The sequence below is a fragment of the Cupriavidus sp. 05T41 genome (assembly GCF_056396525.1).
The window spans coordinates 54,396-69,118 of the sequence record NZ_JBFTLQ010000030.1; the positions used below are offsets into that span (position 1 = coordinate 54,396).

The 14,723-nt window shown below is 64.7% G+C and carries 17 protein-coding genes; 2 read left to right on the forward strand and 15 right to left on the reverse strand.

Going from position 1 to position 14,723, the window contains the following annotated elements; translation table 11 throughout:
- Positions 1-34: 34 nt before the first annotated feature.
- From AC1DKV_RS19080 to AC1DKV_RS19145, 14 genes are all read right to left on the reverse strand, one after another.
- Positions 35-295 carry a glutaredoxin family protein gene (locus AC1DKV_RS19080; RefSeq protein ID WP_477137802.1) on the reverse strand — a complete coding sequence of 87 codons (261 nt, stop codon included), beginning with the start codon at positions 293-295 and terminating at the stop codon, positions 35-37.
- Between the two features lie 11 nt (positions 296-306).
- Positions 307-1,761, reverse strand: a complete 1,455-nt coding sequence (locus AC1DKV_RS19085; protein ID WP_477137803.1) for a DegQ family serine endoprotease — start codon at positions 1,759-1,761, stop codon at positions 307-309.
- A 149-nt stretch (positions 1,762-1,910) separates the two neighbouring features.
- On the reverse strand, positions 1,911-2,984 hold the full coding sequence (locus tag AC1DKV_RS19090) for a MucB/RseB C-terminal domain-containing protein (RefSeq protein WP_477137804.1): 1,074 nt from the start codon (positions 2,982-2,984) through the stop codon (positions 1,911-1,913).
- 8 nt (positions 2,985-2,992) lie between these two features.
- Positions 2,993-3,619, reverse strand: a complete 627-nt coding sequence (locus AC1DKV_RS19095; RefSeq protein ID WP_441619401.1) for a sigma-E factor negative regulatory protein — start codon at positions 3,617-3,619, stop codon at positions 2,993-2,995.
- A gap of 128 nt (positions 3,620-3,747) precedes the next feature.
- On the reverse strand, positions 3,748-4,347 hold the full coding sequence (rpoE, locus tag AC1DKV_RS19100) for an RNA polymerase sigma factor RpoE (RefSeq protein ID WP_441619399.1): 600 nt from the start codon (positions 4,345-4,347) through the stop codon (positions 3,748-3,750).
- Between the two features lie 129 nt (positions 4,348-4,476).
- Positions 4,477-4,932 carry a hypothetical protein gene (locus tag AC1DKV_RS19105; protein WP_477137805.1) on the reverse strand — a complete coding sequence of 152 codons (456 nt, stop codon included), beginning with the start codon at positions 4,930-4,932 and terminating at the stop codon, positions 4,477-4,479.
- 64 nt (positions 4,933-4,996) lie between these two features.
- On the reverse strand, positions 4,997-6,229 hold the full coding sequence (gene fabF / locus AC1DKV_RS19110) for a beta-ketoacyl-ACP synthase II (RefSeq protein WP_477137806.1): 1,233 nt from the start codon (positions 6,227-6,229) through the stop codon (positions 4,997-4,999).
- A 199-nt stretch (positions 6,230-6,428) separates the two neighbouring features.
- On the reverse strand, positions 6,429-6,668 hold the full coding sequence (gene acpP, locus AC1DKV_RS19115) for an acyl carrier protein (RefSeq protein ID WP_008644813.1): 240 nt from the start codon (positions 6,666-6,668) through the stop codon (positions 6,429-6,431).
- 170 nt (positions 6,669-6,838) lie between these two features.
- Positions 6,839-7,588, reverse strand: coding sequence for a 3-oxoacyl-ACP reductase FabG (gene fabG / locus AC1DKV_RS19120; RefSeq protein ID WP_441619394.1), 750 nt, complete (start codon positions 7,586-7,588; stop codon positions 6,839-6,841).
- 16 nt (positions 7,589-7,604) lie between these two features.
- On the reverse strand, positions 7,605-8,540 hold the full coding sequence (fabD, locus tag AC1DKV_RS19125) for an ACP S-malonyltransferase (protein WP_477137807.1): 936 nt from the start codon (positions 8,538-8,540) through the stop codon (positions 7,605-7,607).
- Between the two features lie 77 nt (positions 8,541-8,617).
- Positions 8,618-9,598, reverse strand: a complete 981-nt coding sequence (locus AC1DKV_RS19130; RefSeq protein WP_477137808.1) for a beta-ketoacyl-ACP synthase III — start codon at positions 9,596-9,598, stop codon at positions 8,618-8,620.
- Between the two features lie 59 nt (positions 9,599-9,657).
- The gene (plsX, locus tag AC1DKV_RS19135; RefSeq protein WP_477137822.1) at positions 9,658-10,734 is read right to left on the reverse strand and encodes a phosphate acyltransferase PlsX; all 1,077 of its coding nucleotides are present in this window, start codon (positions 10,732-10,734) and stop codon (positions 9,658-9,660) included.
- 165 nt (positions 10,735-10,899) lie between these two features.
- On the reverse strand, positions 10,900-11,079 hold the full coding sequence (gene rpmF, locus AC1DKV_RS19140; protein ID WP_010814675.1) for a 50S ribosomal protein L32: 180 nt from the start codon (positions 11,077-11,079) through the stop codon (positions 10,900-10,902).
- A gap of 120 nt (positions 11,080-11,199) precedes the next feature.
- Positions 11,200-11,805, reverse strand: a complete 606-nt coding sequence (locus tag AC1DKV_RS19145) for a YceD family protein (protein WP_441619390.1) — start codon at positions 11,803-11,805, stop codon at positions 11,200-11,202.
- 222 nt (positions 11,806-12,027) lie between these two features.
- On the opposite strand from AC1DKV_RS19145, the gene AC1DKV_RS19150 reads away from it, so the two are divergent.
- Together AC1DKV_RS19150 and AC1DKV_RS19155 are read left to right on the forward strand one after the other, a co-directional pair.
- On the forward strand, positions 12,028-12,627 hold the full coding sequence (locus AC1DKV_RS19150; RefSeq protein ID WP_477137809.1) for a Maf-like protein: 600 nt from the start codon (positions 12,028-12,030) through the stop codon (positions 12,625-12,627).
- Between the two features lie 45 nt (positions 12,628-12,672).
- On the forward strand, positions 12,673-13,404 hold the full coding sequence (locus tag AC1DKV_RS19155; protein ID WP_477137810.1) for an SAM-dependent methyltransferase: 732 nt from the start codon (positions 12,673-12,675) through the stop codon (positions 13,402-13,404).
- Between the two features lie 85 nt (positions 13,405-13,489).
- On the opposite strand, the gene AC1DKV_RS19160 is transcribed toward AC1DKV_RS19155, so the two are convergent.
- Positions 13,490-14,659 (reverse strand): S49 family peptidase, encoded by a 1,170-nt coding sequence (locus AC1DKV_RS19160; protein WP_477137811.1) that lies wholly within the window; start codon positions 14,657-14,659, stop codon positions 13,490-13,492.
- Positions 14,660-14,723 lie beyond the last annotated feature (64 nt).

A 14,723-nucleotide genomic window follows, 5' to 3' on the forward strand; every position in this document is an offset into this window, starting at 1 on the left:
CGAAATGGCGCGCCGCGCCCCGGGCGGCGGCCTGTCAGTCCGCCTGCCCCGCGAGCCATGCCCGCACGCGTGGCGCATCGAGGAAATAGTGGCACAACTCCTCGCCGGCACCGGCGGGCACGCCGGTCATCAACACCGGCACCAGTTCGCCGAACCGTGCCTCGGTGGCGGCGTCGCCATCCACGTCCACCTCATGCAGGACAAAGGAAAAATCGCGCCGGAGCKGCTCCAGCGCGACCTTCATGTCCTCGCACAGATGGCAGTAGGTMCTGCCATACAGCGTGAGATCCGCCATCGGGGCGATGCCTAGCGCGAAGACACCGTGCTCGGGCGCAGCGTGAGCACCTGGGTGGCGTCGCCGCGCCTGACGAACACCGCGGCGATCTTGCCCTTGTCCAGGGCCTTGACCAGTTCGTTGAACTGGCGCGGGCTGGTCACGTCGCTGTCGCCCAGCCGCAGGATGATGTCGCCCGGGCGGATGCCGGCGCGCTGGGCCGGGCCATCGGCCTGCTCGACTTCCACCCCGGACTTGATCTTGAGCTCCTTGAGCTTGGTGTCGGGAATCTCGTTGACGATCAGGCCCAGCGCATTGGGCTTGGCCACCGGCGCATTGCTCTCGTCGCGCGGCGCATTGCCGCCGCGCGTCTTGACCTTGTTGTCGGCGTCCAGCTCGGCCACGGTGATGCTGACCTCGCGCGTCGCGCCCTTGCGCCACAACTGCAGCGGCACGCGCGTGCCCGGCTTGATATCGCCGACCATGCGCGGCAGGTCCGAAGCCTTCTMGATATCGCGGCMGTTGAACTTCAGGATGATGTCGCCGGCTTCGATCCCCGCCTTCTCGGCMGGGCCGCCGGGCTCCACGCTGCCCACCAGCGCGCCCCGGGCACGGCCCAGGCCGAGCGAGTCGGCGACTTCCTTGGTCACGCCCCCGATCGCCACCGCGATGCGCCCGCGCGTGACTTTGCCGTTCGCCTTGAGCTGCTCGGTCACGCGCATCGCTTCGTCGATGGGAATCGCGAAGGAAATGCCCATGTAGCCACCGCTGCGGCTGTAGATCTGCGAATTGATGCCGATCACTTCACCACGCAGGTTGATCAGCGGGCCGCCAGAATTGCCCGGATTGACCGCGACATCCGTCTGGATGAACGGCAGGTAATCCCCCGTATCGCGGCCCTTGGCGGAGACGATGCCGGCGGTCACGCTRTTGTCCAGGCCGAACGGCGAACCGATCGCCAGCACCCATTCACCCGCGCGCACCTTGTCGGAATMGCCMAGCATCAGCTTGGGCAGGMCGGTGGCATCCACCTTCAGCAACGCCACATCGGTGCGCTTGTCCGAGCCGATCAGCTTGGCCTTGAACTCGCGCTTGTCGGGCAGGGTGACGTAGATGGTTTCCGCATCCGCCACCACGTGGGCGTTGGTCATCACATAGCCGTCMTGGCTGATGACGAAGCCGGACCCCACCCCGCGGCTCTGCTCCTCGCCCTGGGGCGGCTGGCTGCGGCGCGGCGTGCCCGGCGGCGTGGGCGTGCCGGGCATCGGCACGCCGAAGAAGCGGCGGAAGAACTCCGCCATCTCGTCGTCCTCGGGGCTGGAGTTGTTRCCACGCGCGCGCACCCGCTCCGTGGTGCGGATATTGACGACGGCCGGACCCGCCTTTTCGACCAGGTCGGTGAAATCGGGCAGGCCATAGGATGGCGCGGCGGCCTGGGCGTGGCTCAGTTCTGCGACCAGCGGCACAAAGGCGAGAATGGCAGCCATGAGCACGGTCCGAGCCAAGGCTGGAGATCTTGGTGACATCATCGACTCCCGGAAATCAGCGAAAAGGAAGGAAGCAAGGCATTGGAGGGGCCAGATCGCGGCGCGCCAGCGACGAGCAAACGCCGCTGGTGCCTTGTTCGCAAACCGGCTCAGTGCGCCTTCGGCGGTTTATATTCTACTGCCGAGGCAAACTGGCGGACTGTGGCGGGGGGGACCTCGCCCACCACGGTAATCCAGAAATCGGCAACCMGGCGCACCACCACCTGGGTGGCGCCGAGCGAGGCGACGCCTTCGCGGCGTACGCGCTGCTCGGAAACGGGCTCGATGAAGACCGACAAACCGGTCAGCCCGTCGCTGTAGACGATCTGGAGCACCTCGAAAACCTGGCCGCGCGGGTTCGCCTGCGGCGAGCGCAGCTCGCCGAGCGGGCGACGGACCTCGCGGATCTTCAGGAAGCCCTTGACCGGAATCCCAATGGTCCAGCCTTCGTCGGCAATATTGGCCGGCTGGTTGGTGACTTCGTAATGATTCCAGGCCCCGGAATTCTTGATGGCGGTGAGGATGCGCTGCTTCTCGGAGGGCACGCCGATCTCGACCTGCGAGAACGCAACCTGCTCCAGCACCTTGCCGCCCTCTCCCACGGTCTGGGCGCGCATCAGCAGGCCGGAGTTTTTCTCCGCCCACAAGCGTACGCCGTAGCGCGCGGAATCGTGCGGATCGAGCGAGAACACTTCGCACTCGACGCCAGCCACGCGCTCGCCGGGAAGCTTGCGCATCTCGTAGATATCGAGAACGTCGCTTTTATTGGTGGCGAGCAAGGCCGGGAAGCGATCCTTCGCCTCCTGCTTCTCCACCACCACCAGCTTGGCTTCGKGGATCAGGCTGTGGACGACATCGTTCTGGCGCAGCACTTCGCGCGGCTTGCCATCGAGCGTTTCCAGCCGTTCGTACTCGTTGTTMACGAGATCGCTGTAGTGCTKGATGCGCGAGGCATGCATCACGCTGCCGCGCTGATAGATCAGCGTACCGACATAGTTCTCGCGCTGGGCGGCGCGGTGGATCTTGTTGAGCCAGGCCGTCGCATCGCGGCGGGCCAGCGTATTGTCCGGCGGCTGCGCGCTTGCCGCGGCCGCAGTCAGACACAAGGCCAGAAAAAAGGACCTGCGAAGGGCCCTTATTCTGTGTGCGCCCGCTACATTGGCGGGCGACCATCCTTTATGCATGTCCGGCATTATTCCTGCGAGTTGTCCTGAGAAAAGTTTGCGCTGTTGGCAACAGTGCGCATGGTCGGCACGACTGCGTCGGTGGCGACCGATACCCGATGGGCACGCAGGTACTCGTCGAGGCGCGGATCGCGGATCATCTGCGCACTGTCGGCGGCAACCGTCACGATACCGCCAGTCTTGGGCACTGCAGGCTGCTCGACGCGCGCGACCACGGCGTCCGGCGTGCCGAGATCGGTGACACCGCGCATCTGCGGCACCACCACCCAGCTCACGGCAGCCACCGCGGCGGCGATGGCCGTACCCGGCATCACCCTGCGAACCCAGGACGGCTTGAACAGCATGCGGTGCGCCGACGCCTGCGCCACCGCCGGCACCAGCACATGCGGTTCGCTATCGAGGCGCGCGGAAAAACGGGCGAGAAAATCTTCGGTGGAGCCGGCATGCGTCAGTTCTTCCGAACGCAGCGCGTCGCCGATCAGCTGATATGTCGTCCAGCTCGCCATGCCCGGCTCGCTCTTGGCGAGATCCAGTACGGCATTGATTTCGTGCGGCGCCAGCTCGCCATCCATCAGCACGGAGATCTGCTCCGCTGCTTCCACTACATGAACCGACTGCTTATGAGCCTGACCCATTTCCCGCCCCTAGAAAAACCATTGAACACCGACAATCCCGTCTACTGCTTTGTCGTTTATCGATGCAGGAATAGGCTGCAACGCTGGCCGCACGACATTTCTTGCTACTTTTTCTTGCTACTTACCACTTACCACCGCTTGCCCTCTGCCGTTCCCAGCAGCGGACGCAATTTCTCGGCAATCGCCTCACGTGCCCGGAAGATGCGCGAGCGGACGGTTCCGATCGGGCATCCCATGGCTTCGGAGATCTCCTCGTAACTGAGGCCCTCGATTTCACGAAGAGTGATGGCAGTGCGCAATTCCTCCGGTAGTGCCTCCATGGCCCGGTTGACCGTTTCGGCGACCTGGCGGGTATGGAGCATCGACTCCGGCGTATTGATATCTCTTAGTTGCTCGCCGTCCGCAAAAGTTTCAGCCTCTTCGGCATCGATATCGCTGGAGGCTTCGGGCCGGCGTCCCTGGGTGGCCAGGTAGTTCTTCGCCGTGTTCACCGCAATCCGGTACAACCAGGTGTAGAACGCCGACTCGCCACGGAACTGCGGCAAGGCACGATACGCCTTGATGAAAGCGTCTTGTGCCACATCCTCCACTTCCGCCGAATCCCGGACCAAACGCGAAATGAGCCTGATGATCTTGCGGTGGTATTTGGCCACCAACAATTCAAAGGCTCGCTTGTCGCCCTTCTGGACGCGTTCAACGAGGAGCTGATCGGCTTCGCGTTCGCTCACGAATGGGTCACCTGCAGTGTATCTCTTGGTATCGTCTTCACGACAAACGTTGTATTTTACCTACGTTGCCCACTGCACAGTCAGTGCGGTGCAACGCATTTTGTGAAGAATGCCCGCGGCCATTGCCCATCAGGCGACGCCACCGGCCGCGGCCTGCTCGCGCCGGGCGACGCCCAGGGCACGTTTCAGCGCTCTCAATGAGGAGGGTGCCGCCGAACCCCGGCTGATGACGAGGATCCCGGGCGGCTTGCCGCTGACAGGCTCCATGGCCAGCAAAAGAGCCAGTCTGCCCAGCTCCCAGCTGGAGCGCACGCGCGCCACCGCGTGGGCGCCATCCGGCAGGCGAACCAGAATGGCCGCGCGGCCGGTGGCGTCGCGGCCTTGCACCAGTCCCGCATAGGTACAAGCCGCGCCGCGCCACAGCGCGGGCCAGTGGCTCAGCATCCACGCGCAGGACGCCGCCAGTGTGGACACCGACAGCCATTGCGCCAGATTCCAGCCATGTGCCGAGCGGCCAAAGCCCCATATCGCCTCGCGCGCAAGCAGCGCAAGGGCCGCCATCTCGCAAGACAGGAACAGCGMCAAGACCCACCGCAAGCGATGGGTCCTGAGCGAAGTCCGGAGGAGCGATAACCGGCAGCCGCCGGATTCAGGCGCGACGGAAGACAAGCGTGCCGTTAGTGCCGCCRAAACCGAARTTGTTCTTCACCGCCACATCGATCTTCAGGTCGCGTGCCGTGTTGGCCACGTAGTCCAKGTCGCACTCGGGATCCTGGTTGAAGATATTGATGGTCGGAGKCGAGACCTGATGGTGTAGAGCCAGCACCGTGAACACGGATTCGAGGCCGCCGGCGCCGCCCAGCAAGTGGCCGGTCATCGACTTGGTGGAATTGACGGCCAGCTTGTAGGCATGGTCGCCAAAAGCCAGCTTGATGGCTTCGCTTTCGTTCTTGTMGCCCAGCGGCGTCGAGGTGCCGTGCGCGTTCAGGTAGCCGACTTCGTCGGCGTTGACGCCGGCGTTCTTCAGCGCGCTGACCATGCAGCGGCGCGGACCATCCATATTCGGGGCGGTCATATGGAACGCGTCGCCGCTCATGCCGAAACCGATCAGTTCGGCATAGATCTTGGCGCCACGCGCCTTGGCCGACTCATATTCCTCGAGCATCATCACGCCGGCGCCCTCGCCCAGCACGAAGCCGTCGCGATCCTTGTCCCACGGACGGGACGCGGCAGCGGGATCGTCGTTGCGGGTCGACAGCGCGCGCGCGGCGGCGAAACCGCCAATGCCGAGCGGCGAAACCGTAGATTCCGCACCGCCGGCCAGCATGGCGTCCGCGTCGCCGGCCTGGATCAGGCGGGCGGCCAGGCCGATGCTGTGCAGGCCGGTGGTGCAGGCCGTCACGGCGGCCAGGTTCGGGCCCTTGAGTCCATGGTAGATGGACAGGTGACCCGCGATCATATTGATGATCGAGCCCGGCACGAAGAACGGCGAGATCCGGCGAGGACCCCGATTGGTCAGCTCGGCGTGGGTATCCTCGATCATCGGCAACCCGCCGATGCCMGAACCGACCAGCACACCGATGCGCTCGGCATTGTCCTCGGTCACTTCGTAGCCGCTGTCCTTCAGCGCCTGCGAACCCGCCGCGATGCCATAGTGGATGAACGTATCCATGTGGCGGGCTTCCTTGGCAGGGATGTAGTCCTCTGCCTTGAAACCCTTCACCTCGCCGGCGAAATGCACGGCAAGCGCGGAATGATCGAATTTGGTGATGGTGGCGATGCCAGACTGACCTGCAACCAGGTTGGCCCAGCCTTCGGCAACCGTGTTTCCGACCGGAGACACAAGGCCAAGCCCAGTGACGACGACGCGACGACGGCTCACTATGATTTCCTACGRGTRCGTGAAGCAGAACCGGAACGATTGCCGGGGCTGGCCATGGGCCGGCGCCGGGCCACGCCGATCGCGGCGCGGACTATCCGATTGTGCTTCTTCGAACAGACGAAAGCCACAGAAAACAGCGCGGACGACCCAACGGCCCGTCCGCCTGCCTTCTGTGGCTCGGAATCCAGATACGACAGGCTTAGGCCTTGACGTGTGCGGTGGCGTAATCGATAGCCTGTTGCACGGTCGTGATCTTTTCGGCTTCCTCATCGGGAATTTCCATGCCGAATTCATCTTCCAACGCCATCACCAGCTCAACCGTGTCGAGCGAATCCGCACCAAGGTCGTTCACGAACGAGGATTCGTTCTTGATGTCTGCCTCGGCCACGCCGAGTTGCTCTGCCACGATTTTCTTGACGCGTTGTTCGATATTGTCCATGTAACCCTCCAGGGAAGTTCGACAAAAAGTGGGCGCATTTTAGCAGGTTTGGGCCATAAAAATCCCACCCGCCTTCTATTGCAAGAACGGCGCCCGTTTAGTTMAAAAAACAACCACTTCACGCGGCTTCTGCCGGCTTCTCCCTCGAAACCGGCCGCCGCGAAAGGTGATCAATTCATGTACATGCCACCATTTACATGGAGCGTCGTACCGGTGATGTAGGCCGCCTGGGGACCGGCCAGAAAAGCCACCGCGTGTGCGATGTCCTCCGGCTGGCCCAGCCGACCCAGCGGAATCTGGGTCTTCAGTGCTGCGTGCTGCTCATCCGACAGGACCTTGGTCATGTCGGTGTCGATGAAACCGGGCGCCACGCAATTCACGGTCACGTTGCGGCTGCCGATCTCGCGGGCCAGCGCCCGGCTCATGCCTTCCACGCCGGCCTTGGCGGCGGCGTAGTTCATCTGGCCGGGATTGCCGGTGGAGCCGACCACCGACGTGATATTGATGATACGGCCACCGCGCGCTTTCATCATCGGGCGCAGCACCGCGCGCGACAGGCGGAACACCGCGGTCATATTGGTCTCGACCACCGCGCCCCAGTCCTCGTCCTTCATGCGCATGGCAAGCTGGTCCTGCGTGATGCCGGCGTTGTTGACCAGGATGCCGAGGCCGCCATGGGCCTTGACCAGCTCGTCGATGAGCGCCTCGGATGCMGCGGCATCGTTGACGTTGAGCACGGCGCCGCGGCCCTTGCCGCCGGCCGCCGCCAGGTATTCGCTGATGGCAGCCGCACCCGCTTCGCTGGTGGCGGTGCCGACTACCGTGGCGCCCTGCGCGGCCAGCTCGAGGGCGATGGCCCGGCCGATGCCGCGCGATGCGCCGGTTACCAGTGCGACCTGGTTTTCCAGAAATTTCGTCATTGCGTGGGTCCTAGTCTTACTTCAGCAGCGCCAGCGTGTCYTGCAGCGAGGCCGGATCGAAGATCGCGGCGCCGGTCAGGTTGCCGTCGATGCGCTTGGTCATGCCSGCCAGCACCTTGCCGGGGCCGCATTCGATCACATGGGTGACRCCCTCSGCAGCCATCTTCTGCACGCACTCCACCCAGCGCACGGGCGCCGCCGCCTGGCGTACCAGCGCATCCTTGATCGACTGCGGATCGCTGACGATGGCCACGTCCACATTGTTGACCAGCGGAATGGCCGGCGCGGCGAAGGTCATGCCCGCCATGCGCTCGCGCAGGCGGTCCGACGCCGGCTTGAGCAGCGAGGAATGGAACGGGGCCGACACCGGCAGCGGCAGCGCGCGCTTGGCGCCGCGCGCCTTGGCCATTTCGCAGGCCTTCTCGACCGCCGCCTTGTGGCCGGCGATCACCACCTGCGACGGCGCATTGAAGTTCACGGCTTCCACCACGCCGGCGCCCGCGGCCACAGCCTMGGCGCACGCGGCGCGCACATCGTCGTCGGACAGCCCGAGGATCGCCGCCATGCCGCCCTCGCCCACCGKAACGGCTTCCTGCATGGCTTGCGCACGGAAGCGCACCAGCGGCACCGCTTCGGCGAACGGAATCACCCCGGCCGCCACCAGGGCGGAATACTCGCCGAGGCTGTGGCCCGCGACCATGGCAGGCGCCGCGCCGCCGGCATCGATCCAGGCGCGGTAGACCGCTACCGCGGCGGTCAGCATCACCGGCTGGGTATTGGTGGTGAGGTTCAGTTCCTCGGCCGGGCCTTCGGCGATCAGGCGGCCCAGGTCTTGCCCGAGCGCGGCGGAAGCTTCGTCCAGCGTGGCACGGACCACGGCGTTGTCGGCGAAGGCGTTGAGCATGCCGACGGCCTGCGAGCCCTGGCCCGGGAATACAAAGGAAAATTTCATCGCAATCGAATCTAGAAGATGAATACGCAAAACCGACGCGGCGTGCGGGACGGCATGCCGCCCCGCACGCCCGGATGTCACATGCGCGCCAGCACCGCACCCCAGGTGAAGCCACCGCCCACGCCTTCCATCAGCACGTGGTGACCGGCGCGGATACGGCCGTCGCGCACCGCGACGTCCAGGGCCAGCGGGATCGAGGCAGCCGACGTGTTGCCGTGCTCGTGTAYGGTCGCCACCATGCGCTCGGCAGTCAGGCCGAGTTTCTTCGCCGTGCTCTGCATGATGCGGATATTGGCCTGGTGCGGCACCAGCCAGTCGACCTTCTCGGCCGGGAACTGCGCGCCGGCAAGTGCCTCGCGCGCAACCCTGTCCAGCACGGTCACCGCCAGCTTGAAAACGGCCTGGCCGTCCATGTGCAGGAACGCGTTGCCGGTGATATTGCCGCCGGCGACATTGCCCGGCACGCACAGGATCTCGACGTGGCTGCCGTCCGAGTGCATCGCCGAAGACAGGATGCCGGGTTCCTCGGACGCCGACAGCACCACCGCGCCKGCGCCGTCGCCGAACAGCACGCAGGTAGTGCGGTCATTGAAATCGAGGATACGCGAGAACACTTCCGAGCCAATCACCAGCACATTGCGATGCKAGCCKCTACGGATGAACTTCTCGGCCGTGGCCAGCGCGTAGACGAAACCGGAACACACGGCCTGCATGTCGAATGCGGCACAGTGATTGGTAATGCCGAGTTTCTGCTGCACCAGGCAGGCGGCGCTCGGAAAGACGAAATCGGGAGTCGACGTGGCGACGATGATCAGGTCGATGCTCTGGCGGTCGATGCCGGCCGCTTCCAGCGCGCGCTCCGCGGCCTTCACCGCCAGGTCGCTGCAGGTGACATCCGGCTCGGCCCAGTGGCGCGCCGAGATGCCGCTGCGCGAGAAGATCCACTCGTCGCTGGTCTCGATGCCCTTCTCAGCCAGTTGCGCCGCAAGCTCCTGATTGGTGACACGCCGGGGAGGCAGATAGCTCCCGGTCCCGATGATTTTTGCGTAGCTGGTCATGTAATGTCGGATCGATCGTGTGGCCACGGGTCGTCGCCCGCGGCATCTGCATCAGAACCTCAGGCGGCGTGCGGGCTTGGACTGGGATCCTGGGCGCCTGACTGCGGGCCGGAAGCCGGGGTGCCGGTACCTGACTTGTTGGCGAAAGCCTGAATGGTGCGAGCGATCACACCATTACTGGCCGCATCATACCCGCGTTTGATAGCCCACTCAAAAGCGTGCGCGTCGGCCGAACCGTGACTCTTGATCACGAGCCCGCGCAGGCCCAGCAGCGATGCGCCGTTGTAGCGCGCGGGGTCGAGGCGACGGGACAGGCGCTTGAGCACAGGCATGGCCAGCCCCGCCAGGAGCTTGGTGAACCACGAGCGCGTAAACTCTTCCTTGATCATGTTGCCGATCATCTTGGCCAGGCCTTCGCTGCTMTTGAGCGCGACGTTGCCGACGAAACCGTCGCAAACGACGATGTCGGTGGTGCCCTTGAAGATATCGTTGCCTTCCACGTTGCCGTAGAAGTTGAGCTCGGATGCGCGCAGKAGCTCGCCGGCCCGCTTGACCACGTCGTTGCCCTTGATCACTTCCTCGCCGATATTCAGCAGGCCGACGCTGGGGCGGTCCTTGTGGTCCACCACGGCGACCATGGCTTCGGCCATGCGCGCGAATTGCAGCAGATGTTCGGGCTCGCAATCAGCATTGGCGCCGAGGTCGAGCACGGTGGTGCCCCAGCCCTGTTCGTTGGGGATKGAAGTGGCGATCGCCGGGCGCTCGATCCCGTCGAGCGTCTTGAGCACGTAGCGCGACACTGCCATCAGCGCGCCGGTGTTGCCCGCCGAGATACAGGCATCGGCCAGCCCCTCTTTCACCTGGGTCACCGCCACGCGCATCGAAGAATCCTTCTTCCTGCGCAGCGCCACCTCGACCGGATCGTCCATGGTAATGACTTCGGTCGCGGCCACGACGCGCACGCGCGGATGATCGAGCGCGTGCAGCTTCCTCAGCTGCGCCTCGATGCTGTCGCGCAAGCCGACCAGCACCACTTCGGCGTCGTTATGGCTGGAGAGAAAACTGATCGCCGCAGGGATTGTCACGGAGACACCGTGATCGCCACCCATGCAGTCGATAGCTAGTTTGATCGTCATTGTTTCCTGGTGCAGAAGCGCATGTCGGCATGACTTATGGCCGGAAGCCTGCACTACGGTTGCGCGGCGAGCGCGCAACAAAAAAGCGGCAACGATTTTGCCGCTTTCTTGTTTTTGACCTACCAACGTGCGCGTACGAGACGCAAAGTCACGCCGAACGATCTGTCAGTCGTTCTTGGTCTTGATGACCTTGCGGCCACGATAGTAGCCGTTCGGGCTCACGTGGTGACGCAGGTGGGTCTCGCCCGTGGTCGGTTCGACTGCCAGCGGCGCTGCCGACAGGTGATCGTGCGAACGGTGCATGCCGCGCTTGGACGGCGACTTCTTGTTCTGTTGAACTGCCATGATGACTCCTTCGAGAATTTTTCAATGGTAACACACGCATCCCGCACGAGGCGTAGCCGGGCCCGGCCGGATGCTGATCCTGGTGCCTTGCGGACGTTGCCTGAAACCGGTGAACCGGCCTCAGTGCTTCGTCTTCAGGCCGGCCAGCGCCGCAAAGGGCGAAGGCCGTTTTTCTTCTTCCGGCGGTTCCTCTGCTTCGGGTTCCACCAGCCCGTCGGCCCCGGTCACGAGGCTTTCGTGCACCTCCGGGCAAACGTCATGCTTGGGCGCCACCGGCAAGGCCAGCAGCACTTCATCTTCAATCAGCGACAGCAGGTCGAAGCGCTTGGAGCCGACGATCACGTCGACCTCATCGTCGTCCATGGCCGCCGCATCGGCCTCTTCCTCGCTGGCCATCACCTCGAAGCACATGTCCGTGGCAATGGTCTCGGCAAAAACGCGCAGGCAGCGCTGGCAGTCCAGCCACACTCGCCCGTTCACGGTCAGATCGACGAACTGGCGCTGCGTCGCCGGCGCGCCGGGTTCGCCCTCTTCTTCCTCGACAAAGCCGGAAAGCACATAGGCGAACACTTCGTCGGGCGCCGATGCTGGCGCTTGCGCGGCGGTCTCGGCTATGATGCGCGGCAAATCGCGCACCGGAACTTCGCCKGCAGCATGGCCACCGGCGCGGCAAAATGCGAAGAGATCGAGCGCGCGCAGATCAATCGGCTGAATCGGCTGGGTCATGTCTTCTCGTGCCGTCTGTCGTGCCTTGCCGGAAGCACCCCGCTGGCCGGTTTCATCGCCAGGGCGACCCGAAACGTGGCCCGGGAGCCGCAAACGCCGGTATACACACAGCAATGCGCCGGACTTGCTTGGCTAAACAGACGATTATACGTCTATTTTTCTACTGCGGTCAAAATTTTGGATGACGACCATAGGTCGCTTTCCCTTTCCACTCAATTACTTATGTCGCAATCATCCCGTCCCGTGCTGATCCTCGGCTCCAGCTCGCCCTACCGCCGCGAATTGCTGGAGCGCCTGCGCATCCCGTTCGAGGTGGCAGTGCCGGATATCGACGAAACCCCGCTGGCGGGCGAAAGCCCGGAAGCCACCGCGCTGCGGCTGTCCCGCGCCAAGGCGCAGGCGATTGCAGACCGCCACCCGGGCACCCTGGTGATCGGCTCGGACCAGGTCGCCACGCTGGACGGCAGGCAGATCGGCAAGCCGGGCACCCATGAAAAGGCCCTCGCGCAACTGCAATGGATGCGTGGGCGTACCGTCACTTTCCACTCTGCCCTGTGCCTGTTCGACGGCCGCACCGGCGCGGCGCAACTGGCCGATGTACAGACACGCGCGACCTTCCGCGAACTGTCCGATCAGGAGCTGGAAGCCTACCTGCGCATCGAACGCCCCTACGACGTGGCGGGCAGCGCCAAATCGGAAGGCCTCGGCATCGCCCTGCTGTCGCACATGGAGTCCGACGACCCCACCGCCCTGGTGGGCCTGCCGCTGATCGCGCTGACCACCATGCTGCRCCACGCCGGCTACCCGCTCTTCCAGGCCTGAGCGCGCCGGCAAGGACAGCACCGATAACACTGACAGGAAACAAGCATGAGCGGCATCCTTTACCTGATCCCCAACACCCTGGGCAAGCGCGACGAGACCGACCCGCTGCCGGACGTCATCCCGGCTGGCGTGCAGCAGATCGCCGCCGGGCTGGATTACCTGGTGGCGGAGAATGCCAAGACCGCACGGGCCTTCCTGAAGAAGCTCGGCGAGACCTGCCCACTGGCCAGGCCGGTCCAGCAGATCGAAATCCGCGAACTCAACGTCAACACGCGCGACGATGCCCTCGCCGCCCTGCTCGCCCCGATCCGCGAAGGCCGCGACGGCGGCCTGCTGTCCGAAGCCGGCGTGCCGGCCGTGGCCGACCCCGGCGCCAACCTGGTGCGCCTGGCACATGCCAGGGGCGTGCGGGTGCGCCCGCTGGTCGGGCCCAGCTMCATCCTGCTGGCGGTCATGGGGTCCGGCCTGAATGGCCAGAGCTTTGCCTTCAACGGCTATCTGCCGGTCGATGCGGGCGAGCGCGCCCAGCGCCTGCGAGAGCTGGAGCAATTGTCGCGCAAGGCGCACCAGACCCAGGTCTGGATCGAGACGCCCTATCGCAATGGCCAACTGCTCGATGCCCTGCGCCAGCACTGCGCAGGCAATACCATGCTGTCCATCGCGGTGGACCTGACCTTGCCGAGCGAGACCATCGTGACGCTGCCCGTTTCCGAGTGGCGTCCCGAGCGGCTTGCGCTGCATAAACGCCCGGCCATCTTTTCACTGCTGGCCACCTGAACCGGCTCCCGCATAGCCCGGGAGCGAAAACGAAAAAACGGGGCGCTTGCGCCCCGTTCTGCATTTCCGCGCGYCAGCGCCCGGCTCAGTGGATTGCCTGCAGCCGCGTACCGAACAACATGGTCTTCATCGCCGCTGTACCCATCGCCGCGCCGAAGCGCTTGGCAACCCGCTCCGCGATGTTTTCCTTCACCGTGTAGTCGACGATGTCCTCGGCCTTGAACAGGTCGCGCGCGACATAGTCCGCATTGCCCAGCCCGTCGGCCAGGCCCAGCTCCACGCTGCGCTGGCCGGACCAGAACAKGCCGGAGAACAGGTCCGGATCGTCCTTGAGGCGGTYGCCACGGCCTTCCTTGACCACGTCGATGAACTGCTGGTGGATCTGCTTGAGCATGGTTTCCGCGTACTGCTTCTGCCGCGGTACCTGCGGCGAGAACGGATCGAGCATGCCCTTGTTGGCGCCCGAGGTATAGAGCCGGCGCTCCACGCCGAGCTTGTCCATCAGCCCGGTGAAGCCGAAACCATCCATCAGCACGCCGATGGAGCCGACGATGCTGGCCTTGTCGACGTAGATCTTGTCGGCGGCCGCCGCCACATAGTACCCACCCGAGGCGCAGATCTCCTCCACCACCACGTAGAACGGCTTGTTCGGGTACAGCGTGCGCAGGCGGTGGATCTCATCGTTGATCATGCCGGCCTGGACGGGCGAACCGCCGGGCGAATTGATCTTGAGGATGATGCCGGCGGCGCTGGAATCGGCGAACGCGGCCTGCAGTGCCGCGTTGATCGATTCGGCGCTGGCCGGCGTACCGGCCGCAATCTCGCCGTCGAGCKACACCATTGCCGTGTGCCGGCCGGACGTCGTGATGCCGCCGTCGCCCTTGAAATCGAAGATGGCGAAGAAGATCAAGGCAAGCAGGGCCAGCCCGGCGAAACGGAAGAAGATGCGCCAGCGGCGCGCGGCGCGCTGCTCGCGCAGGGTCGCCATCAGCACTTTTTCCAGCACATCGCGCTCCCAGCCAGCTCCGGTTGGCACCGGCCCGGCACCGCTGCCGGCCAGGCGCGCCTTGCGCTCGCTGGCTTCGCGCTGCGCGGCGGCGTCGCCCGCCCGCAGGTCCTGCTCCAGCGGAAAATCGGCGGCGGCGGCGGTTTCCAACCGGTCGTCCGATGCGGCGGACACCCCGGTGCTGGCAGGAGTGGCCGGATCCTTCGGCTTGCCAGTTTCGTCCTGGGGCGGTTTTTGCTCTTCAGTCATGCAGTTGGCTCTTGGTTCGCTCTTGGTTATCGACGGGCGCGCTCGACGGGAATGCGGGGCCGGG

Bases quoted from the DNA above. Each gene is read 5' to 3' on its own strand.
- AC1DKV_RS19095 (WP_441619401.1), bottom strand. From the start codon at position 3,619: ATGGGTCAGGCTCATAAGCAGTCGGTTCATGTAGTGGAAGCAGCGGAG.
- acpP (WP_008644813.1), bottom strand. From the start codon at position 6,668: ATGGACAATATCGAACAACGCGTCAAGAAAATCGTGGCAGAGCAACTC.
- rpmF (WP_010814675.1), bottom strand. From the start codon at position 11,079: ATGGCAGTTCAACAGAACAAGAAGTCGCCGTCCAAGCGCGGCATGCAC.